The sequence below is a fragment of the Microcoleus sp. A003_D6 genome, assembly GCF_036702825.1.
Lineage (GTDB): Bacteria > Cyanobacteriota > Cyanobacteriia > Cyanobacteriales > Microcoleaceae > Microcoleus.
This window is the reverse complement of the sequence record NZ_JAUBWA010000020.1, coordinates 15232-37632: the sequence shown is the minus strand read 5'-3', so window position 1 is coordinate 37632 and position 22401 is coordinate 15232. Positions and strand designations below refer to the sequence as shown.

Below are 22401 nucleotides of genomic sequence, written 5' to 3'. Positions count from 1 at the left end.
AATTTAGCTTTTGCGAACCTTAAACTCGATCGCCCTAACCAAAAACTAAGGTCTATCTCATTCCATCACATCATCTGTTGGATGTTCACCAGGATAAAAGCGATCGCTAAAAATTTCTTCTAACGTATACAGACAATTCTCTGGAAAGGTTTTTCGTGGCAGATTTGTTTCTCCAGAAGCTAATGCCATTCCTTTGATGTAAGCTGTCTGGAGAGCTTCTTGTAGGTAAGGTTTGAGACTGGGATTTTCTTTGAGTAACTCTAATATATCGATACGCTGGATGCAAATTGTATTCACCCAACTGCGACTTCGTTTTGATACTTGATATTCCCATTTAAGCAAATGTCCAATCAAAATACTCAAGCGATTTCTTAATTCAGCGCGTTGTTGTTTTCCCAATGACTCAATCTCCTCGATTAAATTAGGTAGGTCAAGTTGACTCCAGTCTCGATGTTTGAGGAGTTTTGCTTGTTCCTGAGTCCAAGCATAAAAATCAGTTTCATAAAGACTTTGTATTAAGTTTCCCGGTATTTGTTCGGCTTGTGGTGTTTGCATAAAAATATCACAATTTAGCGTTCTTTCCTTAATTATAAAACATCTGAGCGACTTACGGTAAAATAGCTTGATCCAAAAACAGCTCTCATCTTAAAAATCAGGACTTACGCACGTGGGGCCAAAAACCCGGTTTCTCCAAAAAATCTTGCATCGAACCGAGATATTAACGCAGAAACCGGGTTTTTTCGTAAGTCCTCAAATCTTGGCATCGACAGGCGATCGCCCGTCAAGTTCGATCGCCCTGATGATACGATCGAAATAGCGATCGTTATTCCCGATTCCAACCATGACATTCATCAACCCCAAAACCGATTACGCCTTCAAAAGAATATTTGGCTCCTCAGAAAGCAAAGACATTCTGATCAGTTTTCTCAACGCCATGATTTACGATGGCAATCCTACCATTGAAGACTTAGAAATTATCGACCCTAACTTACCGCCCAAAGTCGAAGGCTTAAAAGATACTTATTTAGATGTAAAAGCTAAACTTGCGGATGGTACGTTAGTCATTATTGAAATGCAGGTATTAAACGTAGAGTCTTTCGGCAAGAGAGTTTTGTACAACGCAGCCAAAACTTACGCCTTTCAATTGCAGAAAGGAGAAGGATACCGAATGCTCAAACCAGTGATAGCATTAACACTGACTGATTTTGAGATGTTTCCAAATAGCGATCGGCTAATTTCTAGATTTATCTACAAAGAAGCAAGCACAAATCTCAGATATACCGATAATAACATCGAGTTAGTATTTGTAGAACTTCCGAAGTTTACCAAGGAAGTACACCAGCTAGAAACGCTTGCGGATAAATGGATATATTTCATGAAATATGCGAGGACAATAACGGATGTCCCGCCAGTAATGGATAGCGTTCCAGAGATTCATCAAGCCTTTGGCATCGCAAATCAAGTCAATTTAACCCCTGACGAATTGGCAGATATCGAACGGCGAGAAATGTTTATTTACGACCAACAAGGAGTTATAATCAAAGCTAAGCGAGAAGAAAAACTGGCGATCGCACGACAGTTACTCGATCGCCTGGATGACGAAACCATCAGCCAAACAACCGGACTCAGTATTGAGGATGTGCGGAATTTGCGATCGCAATGAGATTTCTTTGCCAACAACAATCACAACTGAAAAGCCCCAGACACCTTGGCATTTTTAACACTTGAAATCCGAATCAAAGACCCTGATTTTACAGCAATCTTAGGTTTCCATTCATAAACCCCATCGCTAGTCGCGCGGTTGGCTATGCTTTGAACAGACTTATTCTCTCGATACAGCTCAATTTTGACCTCATCCTGAATATTGTCTTTCCACAAAATCAAATAAGGTTTATTTGCTTCCACCTCCACTTTTGCTGCTGGTTTAGCCACCAATATTTTTGGTGAAGCTATCTGAGATTTTCTATTCCTAAATCCTAAATAGTGCGGCAGTTCCCGAGTGGCAATATTATTTGATTGAGGCAACATAATCTCGCCGATTTTAGGATTGAATAGATAAGTTGAGAGTCCGCCGTCGATCGTCACGATATCTCCTTTCACTCCGAATTCTCGCATTAACTTAGCCGCTGCGTCTAATGTCGCTTCATTAACTGTGATAATTGCCAGCAATTCATTACCCTTGCGACCATCTTTGTCCAGCGTACCGATGACGTGATACCTATTTGCTGGATTCTGAGATATGAGTTTAGCTGGATGGTGCTTGTATTCGTAAGTAACAACTGCATTTTGTACTTCTTTTTGATTCAATGGCTTTCCTGTTTGCGGTTCGTAATTTGTGATATATGCTTCTCGATCGTTCCAGACCAAAGCTTTCAAGCGAACATTTTTATACTGCCCATCTTTGGGTTTCTTGACCGGGCCGTAGATGCCGTTACCGCCAGTAATAACTTGACCGTTAAATTTGATCGGAAAAGATAGCTGCGTGCTGCGTTGGTATTGTTCAAAAAAAGAACAGTTAATGACGGAAAAAACACCATTACCGTAAAGTTTTTTGTATTCTCCTGTAACTTCAGAGAATAACTTGCTCTTAAAGAAAGGACTGTAATATTTGTTTTCTCCCTGATAATACAATCCTTGATTGAAAGCCATCCGATCGACCTCTCCAATTAGCTGGTCTATTTGCATTTTTTGAACGTTAATAACTTGCAAATAAGCCAGATTTCCGTTGGGTAGTTGTTTTTTGTACAACTCTGCACCATCTCTGGTATCCACAGGTTGAAAATAACTGACTGGGCTGGAAAGTTGTTCGATCGCAAAATGTGCAACTGCTGCCACAACAACAGCAAAAATCATCAAAAAAAACGGCAATATTTTTTTGATCCTGTTCATAAATATTAATTTGTTTCAAGACCACAAACCAAACTATCTTAAAAATAGCTTATACGCCGGATTTTGACTCTCATCCCCATACTGATAGCCCAGCGTATCCAAAAAAGCCTGCCATTCCTGCATCTCATCGGGCGGCACCTGAATTCCCACCACAATTCGCCCGTAATCTGCGCCATTATTTCGATAGTGAAAAACGCTGATATTCCAGTTAGGACTCATCGAACCCACAAACTTCATCAACGCACCCGGACGTTCGGGAAATTCAAAGCGATAAAACAACTCATGATTCGCCAGCATCGAACGCCCGCCCACCATGTGCCGCACGTGCAATTTCGTTAATTCATCATCAGTTAAATCCAAAGTCTTGAACCCGCAATCTTCAAAACTTGCGGCTATGTTCACCGCATCGGCACGGTTTTCTATCTGAACTCCGATAAAAATATGTGCCTCTTTCTCATCCGCAATTCGATAGCTAAATTCCGTTAAATTGCGTTTGCCCAGACATTCGCAAAACCTGCGGAGACTTCCCGGTTGTTCGGGAATTGTGACTGCAAAAATGGCTTCGCGGCGTTCGCCAAACTCGGCTCTTTCTGCTACAAAACGCAGCCGATCGAAATTCATGTTCGCGCCGCAAGCCACAGCAATTAAAGTTTCTCCTGCGATTTGTTCCCGTTCGACGTAAGCTTTTGCACCTGCGATCGCCAAAGCGCCGGCCGGTTCTAAGATCGATCGCGTATCCTCAAAAACATCCTTAATCGCCGCACAAATATCATCCGTACCCACCAAAATAATCTCATCTACATACTCCTGACACAACCGAAAAGTTTCCTCTCCCACTTCCCGCACAGCAACGCCGTCAGCAAATAAACCCACCTGCGACAAACGCACCCGTTTACCCGCTTTCAGCGATTGATTCATTGCATCGGAATCGATCGGTTCGACGCCAATAATCTTAATTTCCGGCCGCAACCGCTTAATATAAGCTGCAATTCCCGAAATCAATCCGCCGCCGCCAATTGCTACAAAAATCGCGTGAATTGGTTTTTGATGCTGCCGCAGAATTTCCATGCCGATCGTACCCTGTCCAGCAATTACGTGGGGGTCATCAAAAGGGTGAATAAAAGTTAAACCTTTTTGGGCCTCTAATTGACGCGCAAAGGCGTAGGCATCGTCATAGGTATCCCCATGCAAAACTACCTCTCCGCCACGGGCTATCACCGCATTTACCTTCACCTGCGGCGTCGTTACGGGCATGACTATGATCGCGCGAGTTCCCAGGTGGCGGGCGGCGAGGGCGACTCCTTGGGCGTGGTTGCCGGCGGAAGCTGCGATCGCACCTTTTGCTAGCAAATCCGGCGACAGTTGCGCCATTTTGTTGTACGCGCCCCGCAGCTTGAAGGAAAAGACAGACTGCATATCCTCTCGTTTCAGCAAAAGTTTATTGTTGAGTCGCGCTGATAGATTGGGGGCCACTTCTAGGGCTGTTTCTTGAGCAACATCGTAGACGCGGGCGGTGAGGATTTGTACGAGGTAATCGCAAAGCATGGGGTTAGCAGGTTGGTTGATGCCGGATGGTGGGATAATTGTACGGTACTTGTGTTAGTATTTTGCGGGGAATTGGCGATCCTCTTCGAGGGCTTCGCTAACGGGCGATCGGAAGTTATCATGGAATTTGAATGGGACGAAATCAAAGCAGCTATCAATCTCAACAAGCACGGTGTAAATTTTGAAGAAGCAAAGACAGTTTTCTACAATCCGCTTGCCGTAATTTTTGATGATGAAAAACATTCAGAAGATGAGCGCCGTGAAATTATCATCGGTCACTCTCAAAACAATCAGTTGCTGCTAGTCAGCTATACTGAACGTGGAAATGCAATCCGTATCATTAGTGCCCGTCTAGCCACGAAAAAGGAGCGTGAAGACTATGAAGAAAACGCCTTTTAATGAATCTTCAAACTCGGAAGATGAGCTTTTACCGGAGTACCGCTTGGACTACAAAAAAGCAAAACCCAACCGTTTTGCAAATCGCAGTGGAAAGCAACCAATGACAGTTGTTGTTTTGGATGAGGATATTGCCCGGGTTTTTTCAACACCGGAGGCAGTAAACAAGGTGCTTCGGGCGCTGATTGAAGCGATGCCTCAAGCAAGTAGTGGGGAGACAGTTTAAAGTCCTAAAATAATGACTTTCTCTAGGTAAGACTTATGCTAGACAAAACTGCTTTACTCGATCGAATTACTCAAACTCCGGGTAAATGTGGAAGCCGTCCCTGTATCCGAGGAATGAGAATTCGAGTTAGCGACATTCTAGAAACTCTAGCGGATAATGTGCCTGCGAGTGAAATTCTGGCAGATTTTCCCGATTTAGAACCTAAAGATATCCAAGCTTGTTTGCTATTCGTCGGCGCAAAAATGCTATAGCTCCATGAAGCCGTCTACTCACAGTTACTTGACTAACTTCTATTCCACCATCCTTTGCTAACTCTTTAGCTATCGCTATCTGAGATAAACCTTCAAAAAAACGCAAACGAATAATAGTTTGGTCTATTGGTTTTAGTTCTTGGATAACCTCTTCTATACTTTCTTCAAAAAAAATATTATCATAGGGATCTTCATAAGTTGTATAAGCAAGGTAATCCATAACCCCATCAATATCTATCATAACATTTCTCCTTGAGTATTGATATTGGTTTTGGAGTAGCCTACGAATAATAGTTGCACTTTTTTTTATAGCCCAAGCATGAATGTCAATTAATATTTGACCTGATTGAATTTCATTATATCCTTGTATATATAATTCATTCAATACTTCATCAATGTCTAAATATAAAAACTTATTATTTTTATGTATTGTACCCCATATTGACTGGCTTTCGAGGAGAAATATATTGGAAAGTCTAATCATTTGAACAATCAAAGAGTTGGACGATAAAATGACTTTTTTAAATTCAGAATCAAATATAGTTTTCTCATAAATTGCATTAGCTTCTTCATCTTTGCCTAGCTCTACTAAAGCATCACCTCGGTTATACCAAGCTTCCTGAAAATCTGGTTTAATTGTAATTGCATGATTATAGCTATAAACAGCTTCTTCATGCCTACCTAATTTGTCTAAAGCGTTACCTAGATTATGCCAAGCAATATAATGAGCTGGTTTAAGTTGGATCGCTTGTTGGTAGCTAGAGACTGCTGCTTCATATTCAGTAACTGATGTTAATAAATTACCTTGTTGAATAAATAAACCAGATTTAATTTCAGCGTTGTCATTTACTTCCTTTATCAAAGCTTCGACTTTTATAAGTTTCTGAATCTGCTTGGTGGGAGTTAATTTACAGCATTCTTTATAGCTACCTTCTCGTAAAATGTTGTGTAATTCTTTATCCAATTCTTCTGTTTCTGTGGGAAATTTAAATACTCCTGAACTCCAGTCAAAAAAATCGCCGGCACGACGAATGAAGTATTTGACTCCAAAGAGGGGAAGGATAAAAACAAAGCAAATGTTACTCAATCGATCGCGAAAAATTTCCCGTCGTTGATTGAGGTGACTGAGAATAGGAGGGACTGTATCTAAATTATAATAATCACCATCACCACCATATCCAGGTTTGATATAAGGTTCCAGTGACTTTTCTACTCCTTGAATGAAGAGAATGTTGAGATCGTTGCGATCGTCCCAATTTGCAATAATATCATACAGATTATTAATCGGTTCTGTTAATTCTAGAATTTCAATTTTTTTCTCAAATAAATCCCCCCGCACCCGATTAATTAACCGAGTTCCTACTGATGGAGAGCATTGCACGAAAACTATACCGAACCCTTTTGTTCGTTTTAGGCATCGCAATAAAGCCCGATAGACTCCCTCTGGGCTAGTGTCGAGTGCCTGAGTAGAAGAAGATTGACTCATGATGGTAATTGCCGAATTTTGGTAACTGCGGTTTGAAACTGCTCAATTTCTTCAATCAGAGGATGGACGTTGTACCAGCGTTTTAGCCTTCCTTTATCATAATAGCGATATTCTAACAAACAGCGGGTGAGCAACAGGCGAAGAAACTGTTCGTTATTGTTTGCCTGCTTTTTGCAATAAACATCAGCCAAAATTTCCCACTGATGTTCTTGGATTGCATTGAGATAGGTTTCTCGCGTTTCTGCAATTGCTCTTTGCACTGCTTCAGCGCTAATTGGTAACTCGTCCGTCCAGTTGACAGCGATTCGGATCATCTGCATCAAATTCCTGGCGTGTCCGCCACTCATGATGCAAAGATGGTTCAATGTATCTGAACTATCGAACACAGCGGGAAGATCTAAACCTGCCACACTACCATCCATAGTTTGAGTCAGTCTGGGGTCGATCGCCTCAAGCCGCCGAGAGATAATTTCCCGCAATTTGCCTAGTCCATTTGAGTTGACTGTACCATCGGGATTTTTCACCATCACCATCGGTAAAATATTAGTCTTTTCGTAGTTATCTTCAAGCTGTGTCGCTCGTCCCGAATATACCATTGCGATCGGAACCGTATAGATTACATGACACGCCAAGCCTCGCAGAATTTCACTCCGATTTAAGTAAATTTCGTCATAATTGCTGGGAGTTCCTTCCTCTTTAGTTTCTGCGATTCTATCCAAATTATCGGCAATCATCACAATGCCACGACAGGCTGTAGATAGGGATTTCTCAGCTTCTTTGATGAAATCATTCAGGGCCTCTACCAAAGACGGAGTATTAGCATTAATTTTCTGTCGCAGTTCGCGTCGCTTATCTGGATTTGCTCGTAAATTTGCCGTAATTTTGCCAAACTGGGCAACTTGTCCCTCTAAATTTAAACCTTCAAATGATAGTTCTGTCAGTGCCAAATCTCTGAGAGATTCGCCTCGATTTTTCAGCCAATCTAGTAAAGGGTTATGGTTTTGTAGCTTGATCGCTTCTACTAAATGCCGAGTGCAAGCAAACAATATGTCGGCATACTCCGCATCCTGGGGTTCAATGTCCTCATCATCTGCTGCAAAGTAAACCACAAAATACTTCTGTTGTTCTAGGTATTCCTTCAAGCGCAGAAGTTCTGTGGATTTTCCTACTCCTCGGTGGCCGGAGTAAAGCTGGCAAGTCGGTTTGTTCGATCGGGTAATTTTTCGGCCTAACTCCCGTACTACTTCCCAACCACCACGGACTTCCTGACAATCTACATAAGCCTCTTTCGACGGAGGCTGAAATGGTTCAAAGGAACTGTAGATTTCAGTTAGCAAATCTAGCGTCACAAGCTACCTCAAGTAAAATTGTTTCACAAGCACCAGTATAATCTACAAGGTATTGAATGATGGTAGAATTTTCGGGATTAGCCGATCAACTCAAATCTAACAAAAAGTGCGATCGCCAACTATCCCCACAAAAAAATAGATCGCCCGTAGCGATCGCAAAATCCGATTTTATGCCAAAATGCGATCGTGGGAGTGATGCCCGACGCAAAAGGAATTGGCAATCCCGATATTTATATGGCCAAACAGTTGTAAAATTTAGTGCAGGTTCTAAATTTACTCGACCGTGGCTTGCCAATCCAACACTTAGCAAAATTAGTTGTTGAAAGTTTCCCAGAAAAACACTCTAATCGGGACGTGCAAAACCCGTTCGAGGGTCGCTAATAAACAAACCCAGAACTAACGAATCCATCACCGTATCCCAGACAGGAGTCAAACGTTCAGCATCATCAACCCAATAGTCAAAAGTAATCAAACACTGAACATTAGAACCCAGTCCAATACAGATTCGCGAATAAGCTTCCCGCTGTTCTGGAGGGTCGATAAACTTAAATTCAGTCCAAACAATGCGGGCAGTTTGCCGCTTCAGTTGGATAATGTCCCCAGGAGCGATCGGATTTCTGGTATCATCTTCAACCACCTTCTGTAATAGCGGCACTAGCGGAAAATCTGCCCAGTTACCAGGTGGTAACAAATTAAACGAAACCTCCAAACAACAATCATCATCCGGCGGCTTTTTATCCGTAAACCGGAACGACTTAGTATCCGGTTCAAAATGCCAATCTTGGGGGACATCAAAGCGGACTGCACCTCTTCCTGCTACAAAGATCCGAGTTCCAGGCTTTGACTTCCAATTGTGGTCTTCTTTGAGTTCTAAGGTTTCCTTGAGCCATTCTTGCTTTTTGCGCTTAGACATAAACAGAACACCAAATTACTGCTAATGTGTAGTTTTAGACTTTGTAAACACATTTTAACCCTATTTTGCTCGCCGTTTGCTCAAATATAACAATCCTTACAAAAATTATGAATTCCTCTCTTCTCTATTCCTCTGTGTTCTCTGCGCCTCTGCGGTAAAAAAGAATTCCTTCCACAATTGGCTAACTTTTATTTTTCACTCTTGGGAATCACATACCTAATTCCGCCTTTATTCCCAGCCACATCGCCCTTGTAGCGGGGGATAACATGAATAGCAGCGTGACTGCGACTTTGACCGGCCTCTTTATTAATATTGATTCCCACATTAAAACCGTCAGGCTGAAACTCTTTACTTAACATCTCTTGCACCTTATTAGCCATAAACCAGCAAGCCGATTGTTCCCTAAACGGCAGTTCAAAATAATTAGCAACGTGACGCTTGGGGATGATTAAAACATGACCTTTGCTGGCGGGATAACCGTCAAACATTGCATAAGCTGTTGCTGATTCTGTGAGTAAAGTTAAATTTTTATACGGATTGCAGAATATGCAGTTATTAGTAGAATTTCTTTGATGGTTGTAATGCACGTATTTGTAAATTTCGCAAGACTCATCTAAGTGACTTGACTTAAAGGGAAGTTTGACAATGCACTGATATGTAGGTTTTTTGTGCACGTAATGTTCTCGAAAGCCTTCTTTTTTGATATCCCTTCTCACCGCAAAATACGCATTCCCTCCCGGTTTCAACAGGTGCGAAACTTCCATCAGGACATTAGCTTGTTCTTCAGGAAACAAAACATTCAACACATAAAAGCAAATGATTGTGTCAAATTTATCTTCGGGGAATTCCGGGAAATAATAAGGGTCATAACCCGTAATATCGAAGCCTTTTTGCTGCAACAATCTAACATCGCTGCCGAAGCCGCACCCAAAATCTAAGAGTTGGCCTTGCAGCAAGTTTTTATCCAATAAAAATCTTGCCGGAAATGACAGATAAATTCTTTCGATTGCTGTCAGGTGGCTGAATTTATTTTGTTGCTTTTTCATGGTGGCATAAATTTGATTTAAATAAATATTCTTCCGTCCACGCACCATCCGGACGAGAGTATGTGTAGTACCGATTTCAATATCCGAATGTTATCTAAAAATTTTACCATTATTGCAGTTTGGCGATCGCCCCTTTTTCCACCAACACCTTACCAGTCACCAAATCCCGCACCGTCGCCAACAAAACCCGCCTCTCATCCACCTCAAAACTCACCGAAACCCTGTCAATTCCCAATACCCCAGGCGGGTTCAAATGCGCCACACAAACCTCCTGATGGTGGCTTTCCAAAGAGCGAAAATCCGTCTGTTTGTTGAGCAAACTGCTCGTCATTTGCCCTTTTTCGTTAAAAACAACCTCCGCTTGCGATACCTCCGCAACTTCCCCAATATCCAACCGAATTTCCCTTTGCCCTTCAATTGCCACTTGCAGCGTCAACTCATCGGAACTTTCACAAGGATACTTCATTTCCTTGCTAAATATCGGCGAATAATCATAAGCTTTAGCATAAGGTTCCCAGAGGCGAATTGCATAGGTGTGGCGCAAATAATCGTCAACACTCGCTAATTGAGTCAACGCTAAAGCACCGTGTGCCACGGCTTCAAAAGGTTTGTCTCTTTGGACTTTTTGCCGCCCAAAATACGAAACCACTAAATTAGATACAGCGGGAATTAGAGAAGTTCCTCCTACCAGCAAAACCTGTTCGATATCTGCTTTACCGATACCTTTTCCCAGTGCAATAGTCAGCACTTCATCTAAACTTTCTCGCAACTGTTCTAACAACTGCCGAGATTCCAGAATTTCTTCAAGATTGTCTCGGTTTAGCTGCAACTCGTAAGACATAAAATTTTCATCGTCAAACCAGCTTTCCTTCGCCTCATTAACTTGAGAAAGTTGAATTTTTAATTTTTCCGCTATTTCTAATAAATTCTGCCAGCCAACTGGCCCGACTTCTGCCCGCGACGAACCAATTTGCCGCAAATAATCTTCGACAATCCAGATGTCAATATCTTCGCCGCCTACATAAGCATCGGATTTTGCCAACACTTCGGCACGCACCCCCCCCAGCCCCCCCTTGGTAAGGGGGGGAGCGAGATTTCTCCCCCCCTTGGTAAGGGGGGGAGCGAGATTTCTCCCCCCCTTGGTAAGGGGGGGTAAGGGGGGGGTTAGAGCAGTGCGAACTAAACTTAAATCTAAAGTTCCGCCCCCAAAATCAACTACTAAAACTAGAGAACCGGGGCGGTTTACGGCATATCCTAGGGCGGCGGCTGTGGATTCATCTATTACGTGAACTTCCGCAACTCCCAAACTTTCCCCTAAGTCGCGAAACCAATCTAGATATCGCTCAAATGCTCCAACGGGAACTGTAAAAATTACTTTTTCTGGCTGTATATTTTGGAAATACAATTGTTTCCAAATACTTGTGAGAAACTGTTCTGCTACAGATTCTGGTGTGTAGGTTTCGCTGTCGATATTGCGGGGTGGCGGCTGAAAGTCGGCAGCTAAATTGCGTTTAAAAGCTTTGAAAAAGCGGTCTGGCTGGGATTGCCCCAAACGCTGCGATCGCACTTTTTCTCCCAACACTAACTCTCCCGCCTTTTTCACAAAAACTAAAGTCGGCACTACAGAGATTTCTCGAACATCTCCGCTCAAACTATTAGTTTCGAAAATCCGGGAGATGTCGCCCAATCTCAAAGTTTCTGGTGTTTGCGTATCCGGGTTAAGAATGCAAACAACCGTATTGCTGGTGCCGAAGTCAATGGCAACTGTAGTCATGTTGATTTTAGATTTTAGATTTAATTTTTTATTCCCGCTGGAAGGGTGCGACTAACTTTAGCAGGAGTAAGAATTCGCTCTCCCTCTCGATAGCCGACAAACCGAATATAAACTAATTCTCCTTCTGTTATATCCTCAACATCCGGCTGGTGCAACTGCGGATTGTAAGCAGTTTGTTCCCAAGCAGAACCGATTGTTTCAAAATCCCAACTTGACAAGAGATTTTCTAAGGGAGTAAACAAAGCTGACAGATTTTTGGCGGGCATATCCGGCTTGGCTTCTGCCATTTTGCGGGCGGCGGGATAGTTTGTTAATAAAGTTTGCAACTGTTCAAAGGTAGCGCGGCGAAAATCGGCAGTTAGTTGAGCTTTTTGCTGCTGCAATTCTGATCGCAGCCGGAAACACTGCTGCCTCAATTCTTCTATTTCGGTTGGATTAGTTGTGATTGTAGCCGATATTGGCAGTGCGAGCAAAGTGCGATCGAACTCTTGGAAATTCAAATTCAGCACTGTTGCCAGCCGCCTCAGTTGGTCTAGCGTGAGTTTTCCCACGTCTCCCTGCCGCACTAAGCGCACCCCAAAGCGACTTAAGCCTGCTTTTTCCCCTAAGTCTTGCCAATCGAGAATGTCTAGCTGATTCATGCGTTCCCGCAGAATTGTATCGTACTTAAACTCGATCGCATCTCCCGCCTCAGATGCAGCATAAAGGTAGATTAAAATTAGAAAAATGCCCCCGATAGCCAGCGCGAAGCTGAAGGCAGGCAGTGTTGTTACATCAACTGTTGCACCGAGAAGATCAAACATCTTTAACTCTTCTAAACTTGTTTTAAAGTCTGCGTTTGTTCAACGACCAAATTTTCTTCGCCTTCGTAGTATTCTGGCAGCAAGTCTTGAGATTCTACTTTTCCGAGGGCTTTTTCAATTCCGGCGGTGGTTTCGGTGCAACTCGAACCGCTGGCGTTGAGGACGGTTTCGGTAATTTTGCCGTCTTTGCCGATACGGTATTCTATTTGACGGTATTCTGCCATAATTCTGCCTCTTGGTTTAATGCTTGAGTGTTGACTGCTGAGGGTTGAGTTATATTATAGATTCTATTTACCAATTATTCTAATGAATTTTTGTAGCGACAATGCAACCGGGGTTTCGCCGGAGATTATGGCTGCGATTGCAGCGGCTAATTGCGGTGCTGTGATGTCTTACGGAGATGATGAATATACACAGCGTTTGCAAGTTAAATTTTCTGATTTGTTTGAGACATCGGTGAGTGTTTTTCCTGTAGCAACAGGTTCTGCTGCTAATGCTCTGGCCCTTGCGGTTATGACTCCTCCTTACGGGGCTGTTTACTGTCACGCGGAATCTCATATTAATGTAGATGAATGCGGCGCGCCGGAGTTTTTTACAGGCGGTGCAAAGTTAGTGACAGTAACAGGAAATCATGCTAAAATAGAGGCAGAAACTTTAGGAAAAATACTCGATCGCGCTGGTGCAGGTGTCGTCCATCACGTACAGCCCGCCGCCGTCAGCATCACTCAAGCAACGGAAGCCGGCACAGTCTACAATCCAGCGGAAATTTCCCAGATTTCGGAAGTGGTTCGCCGCCACAATTTGCACCTGCACATGGATGGAGCTCGCTTTGCAAATGCTGTTGTCAGTCTTGGCTGTTCTCCGGCGGATGTGACTTGGCGCGCTGGTGTCGATATTCTATCGTTTGGAGCGACAAAAAACGGCGCGATGGCTGCGGAAGCGGTGGTTTTTTTTAATCAAGAATTAGCAAAGACTTTCCCTTTTTACCGCAAGCGCAGCGGGCATCTTTTCTCAAAAATGCGGTTTTTGTCGGCGCAGTTGGAAGCGTATATAACGGATAATTTGTGGCTGAAGAATGCGGCTCATGCAAATAATATGGCAGCCAGATTAGCCGAAGGTTTGGCCGGAGTTGAGGGAGCGAACTTTTGCCATCGGGTTGAAGCCAATGAGATTTTTATTCAACTTCCAGAATCGGTAATTGCAGCGGTTTTAGCTGAGGGTTTTCTGTTTTATCGGTGGGATGAATGTACTGTGAGACTGGTAACTGCTTTTAATACTCTGGAAGCGGATGTTATTGCTTTGGTGGAAGCGGTTAAACGCCATCAATGATTAAAATGTAGGGGCGGGTTTTACAAATAATACCGGCCAGCTATGAACAATCTAAGAAACCCGCCCCCACCTAACAAATAATCCACATCAACCTTGATTTATATTAAATGCAAAAATAGGCGCGGGCATTTGTCGTTGGGTGGGGGCGGGTTTGAGAAATTGTGTGTTATTTACAATTATTGTTTGTGAACCCGCCCCTACATTTTAAATGCGAAAAATAGGCGCGGGATTTCTCGTTTGATGGGGGCGGGTTTGAGAGATTGTTGGTTATTTACAATTATTGTTTTTCAAACCAGCCCTACAATTTAATAGGTTCAGGAATAGGTTCTGCAACTGCGGCTAGTTCGGGTTCAACTTCTTCGAGGTGTGCTTCCAAAAGCGCCAGATTTCTCATGTTTGATTTATAAAAAGCATCGAAGATATCTCCGACTAAAGGTACTGAACCAACCACCGCTTCTAGACCGATATTGTAAATCATTTTCCCTAGGGTTTTTGGGGGAAGGTTGAATTGAGTTGCTAAGTAAATTAGGTATGCGGAAAACGCGGTATCTACGATATCCCCAGCACCCGGAACTAAACCGATAATGGGATCTAAACCAATGCGAAATTTAGTGCCGGGGATGCCAATGGCGGTATCCATCAGGCGGCTGAGTTTGCGGATGCGGTTGAGGGTGGCGAGACGCTCTATGTTGTTCATATTATTATTGTTGAACCAGGTTGAAAATTTGAAATCTGTCGGAAGACGGAAAAAAAACATTTAGAAACCGCTCATTCTCGATCTTCGCTAATATGCTGAATTCCCCATTCGTGCATCGCATTAATAATCGGTTTGAGACTTTCGCCCAAAGGCGTTAGCGAATATTCAACTTTTGGCGGCACTTGCAGGTAAATTTCCCGGTACACGATCGCGTCTGACTCCATTTCGCGCAGTTGCTGCGTCAGCATCTTCTGAGTAATGCCGTTGACAGCTCGTTGCAGCTCGTTAAAACGCTTTACTCCTGGAAACAACTCCCGCAGAATTAAGACCTTCCAGCGCCCGCCAATCACCTCTAGAGTTCGTTCTACAGGGCAATTTGCCCGATCGACCTTTACTTCTTGGACTTGCATAGTATCTTTTTGGTAACTACCGCACTTTTAAGTGCGTACTATCCATAATAGCTTGACTCGGTTTAAAATAAAAACATCAAAGAAATACCCGATAAATTTCACTGAGGATTCAGAAAATGATTACCGTCAGAAAAAGTGAAGCAAGAGGACACGCTAATCGCGGTTGGCTCGACAGTTACCACACATTTTCTTTTGCCGACTATTACGATCCAAATTATATGAATTTTCGATCTTTGCGGGTAATTAATGAGGATTTCGTTAGCCCCGGTAAAGGTTTCGGCACTCACGGGCACAGTGACATGGAAATCATTACTTATGTATTAGAAGGAGCATTAGAACACAAGGACAGTTTGGGTACTGGTGCAGTGATTAAACCTGGTGAAGTACAGCGGATGAGTGCAGGTACTGGTATCCAGCACAGCGAGTTCAATAACTCGCAAACAGACCCGGTTCATTTGCTGCAAATCTGGCTGTTACCAGATACAAAGGGATTGCAGCCGAGTTACGAACAGCGGGAGTTTCCCCTAGCAGAAAGGCGAGGAAAACTGCGCCTAGTGGCGGCGCGAGATGCGAGAGATGGTGCTGTGAAAGTGCATCAAGATGTTGATTTGTATGCGGCTGTTTTGGATAAAGATTCGCGGGTTTCTCATGCTTTGCAGCCAAATCGTCACGCTTGGGTGCAAGTTGCTCGCGGCTCGGTTTTGCTCAACGGTTTGCCTTTGAAAAATGGCGACGCTGCGGCGGTTAGCGGTGAGTCTGAATTGGCGATTGAAGCTACGGCAGATGCTGAATTTTTGCTGTTTGATTTAGCATAAAATTGAATGCGAAATCCCCGAATTATCCAAAAATTCGGGGATTTGAAATTACTCGGCGGTTGAAACCGCTACTACAAAAACGAAGTCCACCTACGCGGACTAAGAAATTAATCAGCCATCCAAGATTTTGTCCCAAAAATACCTGCTAGAAGTTCGGGAATGCCAAAATCAACATCTAAGCTTTCCCAGTGTACGCTGCTACCGGAAGGAGGCAGCCAAACATCAGCAAGTTTTTCTGCTGAAGCACCTTCTAAGCCTTGTGCCAGCTTTGGCGGAAAACAAAAAATAGCGCCGTTTTTCAGTTTGATAACTATTAAATCTTCCGACTGGTTATACTGCACGGATTCGGCGCGGGGATCTGTAGCCTCGGCTTGTTTCCATACTTGTTTGGCTTTTGCTATTTGCTCTCGAAGATTTTCCTCTGTTAATTCTTTGTGCCAGTGTTTAAATGCCATATATTTCTTGCCATCGGTTTTGTTAATTTTGCATACTTGATTATTGCCGCATGAGATTGTGTTAAGCGGACTGTGAAGAAAATTATCATTAATCCTGGGTTACTACTTAGGAAATAAGTAAATAGGAGGAAGACAGTAAATTTTATTTGTGGTATTTTAGCTAAGGCTAAGTGTTTAGGATAAATTTTTATGCAACAAAACCCGATCGCCCGAAAGCATCTTATTTGGAGCCTCATCACTGGTTTAGCAGTTGGCGCGATCGCAGGCGCACCTATCGGCTGGATGGCTAATGGGGCATATTCCGAGCAGCGTTTGGCTCAAATTCTGATTTGCCGAGAAAAGAATAGAGATCAGCCAGTTGCTATTGTTGAGTCTAGGTGCGGTTCCCGATTCTAAATTTTTCTGCTAGCCAGAGGGCTGTGTCAAATATTTTTAGGCTTGTGCGAATGTCGAAAGTTCGATCGCGCAGGCGTTTTGGCGTTCTCAACCGTCAATATGCCACAAACCGGAAAAGTTATCCGTCGGTTGATATGTGGGTATGTTAAGTTGACACAATAATGAACTACAGCAGAACAATTCCGGCTATTTTGAGTGCTGCGATCGCCCTAAGCTCGATCGCCCTCATCCCACTCACATCACCTCAAATCGCCCTCGCATTAACCGCCGACAAAGTTAAAACCGTTGCCCAACAAATTACTGTTCGCATCCAGGGGCCAAAAGGCGGTTCTGGAGTAATTTTAGAAAAACAAGGCAGCACATACTATATTCTCACAAACTGGCACGTTGTCGATAAACCAGGCGATTACGAGGTCGTAACTCCCGACGGCCAAGCTCACTCTGTATCATACAGCCTCGTGCGGCGAATGCCCGGTGCGGATTTGGCGATCGTACCCTTCAGCAGCACTCAAAGCTACCCCCTGGCTCAATTAGCCAATTCCGCAGCAACTAAGGGAAACAAGGCTTATGTGGCCGGCTGGCCGATATCCGGGGGTTCTTTGAGACAGCCGATTTTCATCGCCACGGAAGGTCAGCTTACCGGCCGCCAAACTCCCTGGAACGGTTATACTTTGGTCTACAACAACTTAGTGAGAGCGGGCATGAGTGGGGGCCCGGTGCTCGATGATGCAGGGCGAGTTGTCGCAATTAACGGCATTGTCAGGTTAGAGGAAAATTCCGATAAAATTGTGGCGGCGGGGATAGAAATTAATACTTTCATGAAATGGCGATCGACTATTTCGCTGCCAGTAGTTCCCCAATCTCCTACTGCCGAGAACCCAAAAAATCCGGCTAATAATGCGCCCCGCACGCCCGCAAGTGCGATCGCCTTTGCGGCTACAAATACTCTCAAAGGGCCTTCGGAAGTTGTCAGTTCCCTTGCCCTAGCTTCCGCTTATTTTACCACAGGAAATAGCAACGGCACAATCTCAGTTTGGAATTTCCCCGGCGGGCAATTAAAAACTACCCTGCAAGGACACACCGAAGCCGTAAACGCACTGGCAGCGAGTGCGGACGGGAAAGTGTTAGCTAGCGGTAGCGACGACAAAACTGTGAAAATTTGGAATTTAGAAACTGGCGCGGTTGTACGCACTTTGAGCGGGCATTCCGGTGCAGTTTCGAGCGTTGCCGTCAGTCCCGATGGCGAGTTTGTAGCCAGCGGCAGTTGGGACAAAACGATTAAGATTTGGAACGCTAAAACGGGGGATTTGCTGCGTACTTTGACCGGGCATTCTGGGTTGGTGAATGCTGTTGTTATCAGTCCTGACAACAAAACTTTAGCTAGCGGCAGCAAAGATGGTTCAATTAGGTTGTGGAATTTAGCTAGCGGTCAAGCAATTCGGACGATTAGTGGCAAGAACTTGTCTGTTTTGTCCCTAGCTTTTACTCCCGACGGCAAGAGTTTAGCTGCGGGAAATAGCAACGGCACTGTTGGGTTGTGGAATGTTGGAAACGGGCAATTAATTCGGCGTTTAAGCGGGCATACTGACGGGGTTTGGTCTGTGGCTTTCAGTCGGGATGGTACTACGCTGGTTACTGGGAGTTGGGATAAGAGTATCAGGCTTTGGGATGTGCGATCGGGCGAATTGAGAGGTAATTTGAGCGGTCATGCTGGCTACGTTAGCGCTGTGGCGATTAGCGCGGATGGGAAGACTATTGTTAGTGCGGGTTGGTTGGGGGAAATTAAGATTTGGAAAAGGAGTTGAGATTTTTTTGATTTAACCGCAGAGGGCGCAGAGGGCGCAGAGGAGGAGTAGACCTCTTGCAAAAATCCTTTTCATCAATTGATGGGACGGGCAAGATGCCCATCCCACAAGAGTTATTTTTTTGTGGGACGGGCATCTTGCCCGTCCTATTTATTTTTGCAAGAGGTCTAGTAGAGAGAACAGGGTTTGCATTTGATTGAGTGGTGTTATACGATCGATATATTTGGGATCAAAAAATGAGTGGACTAAAGACTAAATTACCTACTGATATCTGGGTAGCAGCAACATGGGAAGAATTCATCGCGCTTGCAGATGACCCAGCTTACAGTAAAGCCAAATGCTACTACCGCAACGGACAAATGAGGATTGAAACTATGTCCGTAGGGCCCGATCATTCACGAGATAATGCGATCGCACTTTTCGCAATTAACTTATTTTGCACTATTAAAGGTATTGCTGTTAATGGATTCAATAAATGTAGCTACCGGAAAACAGGAGTCCGAGAGTTCAGCCAGACTTATCTTACTACATTGGATCTAGAGCGCAATTAGCACCGAGTGGAAGTTCGATCGCAAGTCTTGACGTTACTCCACCCCAGATTTAGTCATCGAAGTTGCTGACTCAACTTTGGCTGATGATATTGGTGAAAAACGGTTGCTTTACGAAGAGCTAAAAGTCGCTGAATATTGGGTAGTAGACGTGCAGAAATCTCAAATTATTGCCTTTGCTATTATTGCTGATAATGGCAGTCGGCGGCTCGTTCAATCGGAAGTTTTGCCGGGATTAACTATTGCTGTGTTGGAAGAGGCTTTGCGGCGGAGTCGCACTGAAGATCAAGCACAGGTAGGGGCTTGGTTGTTGGCTCAATTTCAGCAGCAGTAATCCACATAGAAAGCGATCGCCCTCTCTGCAAAAAAGCGCGATCGTCCAACCTACTTTATCTTAATTCCCGAAGCTAAACTACTAAATCTTCGATCGAGAACTTCAATAAGTCGCACAGGGCTTTCATCTGTGCTGGGTATAGCTTGGGTACGTGTCTGTCAGTCTCCCAGTTGATGACTGTGGATTCCACCACATTACACGCTCTTGCCACTTGTATTCGAGTCAAACCTAGACTTTCACGTCTTTCTCTTAGCTTTTGCCCCAGCGTCATTATCTATCCCGTACTTAGTTCAGTTTATCTGAGATATTGCACCATTCTCAATTACTTGTTTAGGAACAGGCAAGATGCCTGTTCCACAAGAAAACTCATTCTTTGTGGAACGGGCATCTTGCCCGTTCTTGAGAATGGTGCAACATCTCAGGTTTATTCTCTTTATTCAGTTGACTATATGTAGTTCGTGTCTTAATCTAGATATAGACACAAAGTCTAACAACGGTCAAAAGCCAGTTCCCGCCCTCGACAAGCATTGAACTGGCTTTGGCTCCAACACTTGAATGGAGACAAATTTAATTATGCCTTACAAACAGCGCCTTAACAGGTGGTTGGTTGTTCGCCTGCTTCCCAATATGCAGCGAATCACTGTAGCCCACTTTTTCAGGCATTCCGATGCTGACGGCTATCTGCGGATTGTCCGGCAGTTAATCCCCAATGCTCAATTTGTGATTGTTTTTAATGCCGATATCAACCTAGAAACAGCGCCTAACAACATCGAAGGCAGCTAGTCGATCGTTCGGTTAGGCACAGACTCTACTGGTAGGGTGCGTCAGGTGGAGCGATTCGATGTACATCGGCTAATCATTTCCGCGCGCCGCACCCTACTACCTAGCATTTTGCTTCAAAGTCCGATCGACCCTTATGATAGATTTGGTTCTTGCCAGACTACACTGGAAGACAAAATCAAATTAAAAATTTCGCCATAAATTCGATCGACCCGCTGTGCTGGGGGGACTCTGCACTCGGCGGAGTCAATCTAAAATCTAAAATCTAAAATCTAAAATCCACATGACTTCTGACAAATGATTGAAGTAGAACACTTAAGCAAAACTTACGGTTCGACCGCAGCGATCGCGGACGTGTCTTTTTCGGTCGAATCAGGAGAAATTCTCGGGTTTTTGGGGCCCAACGGTGCCGGCAAAACCACAACCATGCGGATTTTGTCGGGATATTTGCCTGCATCCAGCGGTACGGCCCGCATCGCCGGCCTCGACGTTCACGAAAACTCGATGGGAGTCAGACAGCGCATCGGCTATCTGCCGGAAAACCCGCCGCTGTATCCAGAAATGACTGTGGAAGGGTTTCTGTTTTTTGTGGCGCGGATCAAGCAAGTATCGGCGGGCGATCGCGCGCGAAGAGTCACCTCAGCCATCGAACGCTGCGGCTTGGTTGACAAACGCAAAATTTTAATCCGCAAACTTTCTAAAGGATTTCGGCAGCGCGTCGGTATCGCCCAAGCGATCGTCCACGACCCGCCGGTCATTATCTTAGACGAACCAACCGTCGGACTCGACCCCCGGCAAATCATCGAAGTCCGCAATTTAATCAAAAGCCTTGGCGGCCAGCACACAATCATCCTTTCCACCCACATTCTGCCGGAAGTCAGCATGACTTGCAACCGCGTCACCATCATCAATCGCGGTAAAATCGTCGCTGCGGGTACTCCCGAACATTTGATGGGAGAGTTGGCCGCCGGAGAGGGTTACGAGCTCGAAGTTGAAGGCGAGGCGGATTTGCTAAACAGTCTGCTGCTACCTTCTTTGGAAAATTTGCCGGGAGTTCGATCGGTCGAATTAATTCCAAACCAGCAATTTTTAGCGAGTCGCTACCGCCTGCGGGCCTTGTGCGAACCGCAAATAGAACCCGGACGAGAAATTGCCGCAGCTATTATCGCCTCTGGATTCGGACTCTGCGAAATGCGCCGCAATCGGGCTACTCTGGAAGATGTGTTTTTAAGGTTGACAGCGACTGAAAAGAAACAGGGAGATGTTTTAATTGAGACCGAACCTGAAGTCGCAGAAAATCTGGAAGTTGCAGAAATACCAGAGGTCATTAGCGATTCTTATTCAACTTCCGAACCGGTTGCAGAAACCGTAGATTCGATCGCACATTCTCAACCCGAACCAGTTGTCGAAAATCTAGAAGTTGCAGAAACAGTAGAGTCGATCGAGCATCATCAACCACCAGCCCAACCAGTTGTAGAAACCGTAGAGTCGATCGAGCATTCTCCACCACCAGCCCAACCAGTTGTAGAAACCGTAGAGTCGATCGAGATTTCTCAGTCAGAACCAGTTGTTGAAAATCTGCAAGTTGTCGAAAGGCAAGAGTCGATCGAGCATCATGAACCAGAACCGATTGTCGAAAATCTAGAAGTTGCAGAAACCGTAGAGTCGATCGAGAATTTTCAGTCAGAACCAGTGGTTGAAAATCTGCAAGTTGTAGAAACAGTAGAGTCGATCGAGAATTTTCAGTCAGAACCAGTGGTTGAAAATCTGCAAGTTGTCGAAAGGCAAGAGTCGATCGAGCATCATGAACCAGAACCAGTTGTCGAAAATCTACAAGTTGCAGAAACCGTAGAGTCGATCGAGCATCATGAACCAGAACCAGTTGTCGAAAATCTACAAGTTGCAGAAACAGTAGAGTCGATCGAGCATCATCAACCAGAACCAGTTTTAGAAAATCTGCAAGTTGCAGAAACAGTAGAGTCGATCGAGCATCATCAACCAGAACCAGTTGTCGAAAATCTAGAACTTGCAGAAACAGTAGAGTCGATCGAGCATCATGAACCAGAACCAGTGGTTGAAAATCTGCAAGTTGTCGAAAGGCAAGAGTCGATCGAGCATCATCAACCAGAACCAGTGGTTGAAAATCTGCAAGTT

25 protein-coding genes and 1 pseudogene are annotated in these 22401 nt (G+C 44.3%); 12 read left to right on the top strand and 14 right to left on the bottom strand.

Annotation, left to right across the window (positions count from 1 at the left end; genetic code table 11):
* Positions 1-57 precede the first annotated feature (57 nt).
* Entirely contained in the window at positions 58-555 is a 498-nt protein-coding gene (locus QUB70_RS08280) for a DUF29 domain-containing protein (protein WP_332979558.1), read from the bottom strand.
* Between the two features lie 286 nt (positions 556-841).
* On the opposite strand from QUB70_RS08280, the gene QUB70_RS08275 reads away from it, so the two are divergent.
* Positions 842-1663 carry an Rpn family recombination-promoting nuclease/putative transposase gene (locus tag QUB70_RS08275; protein WP_332979557.1) on the top strand — a complete coding sequence of 274 codons (822 nt, stop codon included), beginning with the start codon at positions 842-844 and terminating at the stop codon, positions 1661-1663.
* 20 nt (positions 1664-1683) lie between these two features.
* Here QUB70_RS08275 and QUB70_RS08270 read toward each other — a convergent pair whose 3' ends face one another.
* Positions 1684-2889: a hypothetical protein gene (locus QUB70_RS08270; protein ID WP_332979556.1), complete on the bottom strand. Its 1206-nt coding sequence runs from the start codon at positions 2887-2889 to the stop codon at positions 1684-1686.
* Between the two features lie 33 nt (positions 2890-2922).
* A complete protein-coding gene (gene ilvA, locus QUB70_RS08265; protein ID WP_332979554.1) occupies positions 2923-4434 on the bottom strand; it encodes a threonine ammonia-lyase, biosynthetic in 1512 nt (503 codons plus the stop codon).
* Between ilvA and QUB70_RS08260 the strand changes: the two genes are divergently transcribed.
* From QUB70_RS08260 to QUB70_RS08250, 3 genes are read left to right on the top strand one after another with little or no spacing between them, the layout of a single operon-like run.
* Entirely contained in the window at positions 4411-4833 is a 423-nt protein-coding gene (locus tag QUB70_RS08260) for a BrnT family toxin (protein ID WP_332979553.1), read from the top strand. The two genes, ilvA and QUB70_RS08260, sit on opposite strands and share 24 nt — an antisense overlap.
* Positions 4814-5056, top strand: coding sequence for a hypothetical protein (locus QUB70_RS08255; protein ID WP_332979551.1), 243 nt, complete (start codon positions 4814-4816; stop codon positions 5054-5056). Before QUB70_RS08260 ends, QUB70_RS08255 begins: the two co-directional genes overlap by 20 nt.
* Positions 5057-5091: 35 nt before the next feature.
* Positions 5092-5307, top strand: coding sequence for a DUF433 domain-containing protein (locus tag QUB70_RS08250; RefSeq protein WP_332979550.1), 216 nt, complete (start codon positions 5092-5094; stop codon positions 5305-5307).
* On the opposite strand, the gene QUB70_RS08245 is transcribed toward QUB70_RS08250, so the two are convergent.
* From QUB70_RS08245 to QUB70_RS08215, 7 genes are all read right to left on the bottom strand, one after another.
* Complete coding sequence (locus tag QUB70_RS08245) at positions 5258-6793, bottom strand: tetratricopeptide repeat protein (protein ID WP_332979549.1); 1536 nt, start codon at positions 6791-6793, stop codon at positions 5258-5260. The genes QUB70_RS08250 and QUB70_RS08245 overlap by 50 nt on opposite strands.
* Complete coding sequence (locus QUB70_RS08240) at positions 6790-8142, bottom strand: ATP-binding protein (RefSeq protein ID WP_332979548.1); 1353 nt, start codon at positions 8140-8142, stop codon at positions 6790-6792. Before QUB70_RS08240 ends, QUB70_RS08245 begins: the two co-directional genes overlap by 4 nt.
* A 343-nt stretch (positions 8143-8485) precedes the next feature.
* A complete protein-coding gene (locus tag QUB70_RS08235; RefSeq protein WP_332979547.1) occupies positions 8486-9055 on the bottom strand; it encodes a hypothetical protein in 570 nt (189 codons plus the stop codon).
* A gap of 188 nt (positions 9056-9243) precedes the next feature.
* A complete protein-coding gene (locus tag QUB70_RS08230; protein WP_332979546.1) occupies positions 9244-10101 on the bottom strand; it encodes an HIT family protein in 858 nt (285 codons plus the stop codon).
* Between the two features lie 109 nt (positions 10102-10210).
* Positions 10211-11875, bottom strand: coding sequence for an Hsp70 family protein (locus QUB70_RS08225; protein ID WP_332979545.1), 1665 nt, complete (start codon positions 11873-11875; stop codon positions 10211-10213).
* 20 nt (positions 11876-11895) lie between these two features.
* On the bottom strand, positions 11896-12678 hold the full coding sequence (locus QUB70_RS08220) for a nucleotide exchange factor GrpE (RefSeq protein ID WP_332979544.1): 783 nt from the start codon (positions 12676-12678) through the stop codon (positions 11896-11898).
* Positions 12679-12689: 11 nt separating this feature from the next.
* Positions 12690-12902, bottom strand: a complete 213-nt coding sequence (locus tag QUB70_RS08215; RefSeq protein WP_332979542.1) for a DUF2997 domain-containing protein — start codon at positions 12900-12902, stop codon at positions 12690-12692.
* An 82-nt stretch (positions 12903-12984) separates the two neighbouring features.
* Here QUB70_RS08215 and QUB70_RS08210 point away from each other — a divergent pair, with 82 nt between their 5' ends.
* Positions 12985-14007 carry a threonine aldolase family protein gene (locus QUB70_RS08210; RefSeq protein ID WP_332979540.1) on the top strand — a complete coding sequence of 341 codons (1023 nt, stop codon included), beginning with the start codon at positions 12985-12987 and terminating at the stop codon, positions 14005-14007.
* A gap of 298 nt (positions 14008-14305) precedes the next feature.
* On the opposite strand, the gene QUB70_RS08205 is transcribed toward QUB70_RS08210, so the two are convergent.
* Positions 14306-14704: a DUF4112 domain-containing protein gene (locus QUB70_RS08205; RefSeq protein WP_332979539.1), complete on the bottom strand. Its 399-nt coding sequence runs from the start codon at positions 14702-14704 to the stop codon at positions 14306-14308.
* A 71-nt stretch (positions 14705-14775) separates the two neighbouring features.
* Complete coding sequence (locus QUB70_RS08200) at positions 14776-15114, bottom strand: winged helix-turn-helix transcriptional regulator (protein WP_332979538.1); 339 nt, start codon at positions 15112-15114, stop codon at positions 14776-14778.
* A gap of 116 nt (positions 15115-15230) precedes the next feature.
* On the opposite strand from QUB70_RS08200, the gene QUB70_RS08195 reads away from it, so the two are divergent.
* Positions 15231-15929 (top strand): pirin family protein, encoded by a 699-nt coding sequence (locus QUB70_RS08195; protein WP_332979537.1) that lies wholly within the window; start codon positions 15231-15233, stop codon positions 15927-15929.
* 107 nt (positions 15930-16036) lie between these two features.
* Here the strand turns inward: QUB70_RS08195 and QUB70_RS08190 are convergent, their stop codons facing one another.
* Positions 16037-16384, bottom strand: a complete 348-nt coding sequence (locus QUB70_RS08190) for a DUF2442 domain-containing protein (RefSeq protein WP_332979536.1) — start codon at positions 16382-16384, stop codon at positions 16037-16039.
* Positions 16385-16573: 189 nt separating this feature from the next.
* Here QUB70_RS08190 and QUB70_RS08185 point away from each other — a divergent pair, with 189 nt between their 5' ends.
* From QUB70_RS08185 to QUB70_RS08170, 4 genes are all read left to right on the top strand, one after another.
* Complete coding sequence (locus QUB70_RS08185) at positions 16574-16780, top strand: hypothetical protein (RefSeq protein ID WP_332979534.1); 207 nt, start codon at positions 16574-16576, stop codon at positions 16778-16780.
* A gap of 161 nt (positions 16781-16941) precedes the next feature.
* Complete coding sequence (locus tag QUB70_RS08180) at positions 16942-18585, top strand: trypsin-like peptidase domain-containing protein (protein ID WP_332979532.1); 1644 nt, start codon at positions 16942-16944, stop codon at positions 18583-18585.
* Between the two features lie 236 nt (positions 18586-18821).
* A complete protein-coding gene (locus QUB70_RS08175; RefSeq protein ID WP_332979531.1) occupies positions 18822-19136 on the top strand; it encodes a Uma2 family endonuclease in 315 nt (104 codons plus the stop codon).
* Positions 19137-19212: 76 nt separating this feature from the next.
* Positions 19213-19467, top strand: coding sequence for a Uma2 family endonuclease (locus QUB70_RS08170; RefSeq protein WP_332979530.1), 255 nt, complete (start codon positions 19213-19215; stop codon positions 19465-19467).
* Between the two features lie 73 nt (positions 19468-19540).
* On the opposite strand, the gene QUB70_RS08165 is transcribed toward QUB70_RS08170, so the two are convergent.
* Positions 19541-19738 (bottom strand): helix-turn-helix transcriptional regulator, encoded by a 198-nt coding sequence (locus QUB70_RS08165; RefSeq protein ID WP_332970604.1) that lies wholly within the window; start codon positions 19736-19738, stop codon positions 19541-19543.
* Between the two features lie 302 nt (positions 19739-20040).
* Between QUB70_RS08165 and QUB70_RS08160 the strand changes: the two genes are divergently transcribed.
* Together QUB70_RS08160 and QUB70_RS08155 are read left to right on the top strand one after the other, a co-directional pair.
* On the top strand, positions 20041-20250 hold the full coding sequence (locus QUB70_RS08160) for a hypothetical protein (RefSeq protein WP_332979529.1): 210 nt from the start codon (positions 20041-20043) through the stop codon (positions 20248-20250).
* Positions 20251-20544: 294 nt separating this feature from the next.
* Positions 20545-21498, top strand: a pseudogene (locus QUB70_RS08155) (ABC transporter ATP-binding protein); the annotation flags it as partial.
* Positions 21499-22401: the final 903 nt, after the last annotated feature.

Excerpts from the sequence above, each read along its gene's own strand:
- QUB70_RS08280 (WP_332979558.1), bottom strand. The coding sequence starts at position 555 with ATGCAAACACCACAAGCCGAACAAATACCGGGAAACTTAATACAAAGT.
- QUB70_RS08275 (WP_332979557.1), top strand. The coding sequence starts at position 842 with ATGACATTCATCAACCCCAAAACCGATTACGCCTTCAAAAGAATATTT.
- QUB70_RS08270 (WP_332979556.1), bottom strand. The coding sequence starts at position 2,889 with ATGAACAGGATCAAAAAAATATTGCCGTTTTTTTTGATGATTTTTGCT.
- ilvA (WP_332979554.1), bottom strand. The coding sequence starts at position 4,434 with ATGCTTTGCGATTACCTCGTACAAATCCTCACCGCCCGCGTCTACGAT.
- QUB70_RS08255 (WP_332979551.1), top strand. The coding sequence starts at position 4,814 with ATGAAGAAAACGCCTTTTAATGAATCTTCAAACTCGGAAGATGAGCTT.
- QUB70_RS08250 (WP_332979550.1), top strand. The coding sequence starts at position 5,092 with ATGCTAGACAAAACTGCTTTACTCGATCGAATTACTCAAACTCCGGGT.
- QUB70_RS08245 (WP_332979549.1), bottom strand. The coding sequence starts at position 6,793 with ATGAGTCAATCTTCTTCTACTCAGGCACTCGACACTAGCCCAGAGGGA.
- QUB70_RS08235 (WP_332979547.1), bottom strand. The coding sequence starts at position 9,055 with ATGTCTAAGCGCAAAAAGCAAGAATGGCTCAAGGAAACCTTAGAACTC.
- QUB70_RS08230 (WP_332979546.1), bottom strand. The coding sequence starts at position 10,101 with ATGAAAAAGCAACAAAATAAATTCAGCCACCTGACAGCAATCGAAAGA.
- QUB70_RS08225 (WP_332979545.1), bottom strand. The coding sequence starts at position 11,875 with ATGACTACAGTTGCCATTGACTTCGGCACCAGCAATACGGTTGTTTGC.
- QUB70_RS08220 (WP_332979544.1), bottom strand. The coding sequence starts at position 12,678 with ATGTTTGATCTTCTCGGTGCAACAGTTGATGTAACAACACTGCCTGCC.
- QUB70_RS08215 (WP_332979542.1), bottom strand. The coding sequence starts at position 12,902 with ATGGCAGAATACCGTCAAATAGAATACCGTATCGGCAAAGACGGCAAA.
- QUB70_RS08210 (WP_332979540.1), top strand. The coding sequence starts at position 12,985 with ATGAATTTTTGTAGCGACAATGCAACCGGGGTTTCGCCGGAGATTATG.
- QUB70_RS08205 (WP_332979539.1), bottom strand. The coding sequence starts at position 14,704 with ATGAACAACATAGAGCGTCTCGCCACCCTCAACCGCATCCGCAAACTC.
- QUB70_RS08200 (WP_332979538.1), bottom strand. The coding sequence starts at position 15,114 with ATGCAAGTCCAAGAAGTAAAGGTCGATCGGGCAAATTGCCCTGTAGAA.
- QUB70_RS08195 (WP_332979537.1), top strand. The coding sequence starts at position 15,231 with ATGATTACCGTCAGAAAAAGTGAAGCAAGAGGACACGCTAATCGCGGT.
- QUB70_RS08190 (WP_332979536.1), bottom strand. The coding sequence starts at position 16,384 with ATGGCATTTAAACACTGGCACAAAGAATTAACAGAGGAAAATCTTCGA.
- QUB70_RS08185 (WP_332979534.1), top strand. The coding sequence starts at position 16,574 with ATGCAACAAAACCCGATCGCCCGAAAGCATCTTATTTGGAGCCTCATC.
- QUB70_RS08180 (WP_332979532.1), top strand. The coding sequence starts at position 16,942 with ATGAACTACAGCAGAACAATTCCGGCTATTTTGAGTGCTGCGATCGCC.
- QUB70_RS08175 (WP_332979531.1), top strand. The coding sequence starts at position 18,822 with ATGAGTGGACTAAAGACTAAATTACCTACTGATATCTGGGTAGCAGCA.
- QUB70_RS08165 (WP_332970604.1), bottom strand. The coding sequence starts at position 19,738 with ATGACGCTGGGGCAAAAGCTAAGAGAAAGACGTGAAAGTCTAGGTTTG.
- QUB70_RS08160 (WP_332979529.1), top strand. The coding sequence starts at position 20,041 with ATGCCTTACAAACAGCGCCTTAACAGGTGGTTGGTTGTTCGCCTGCTT.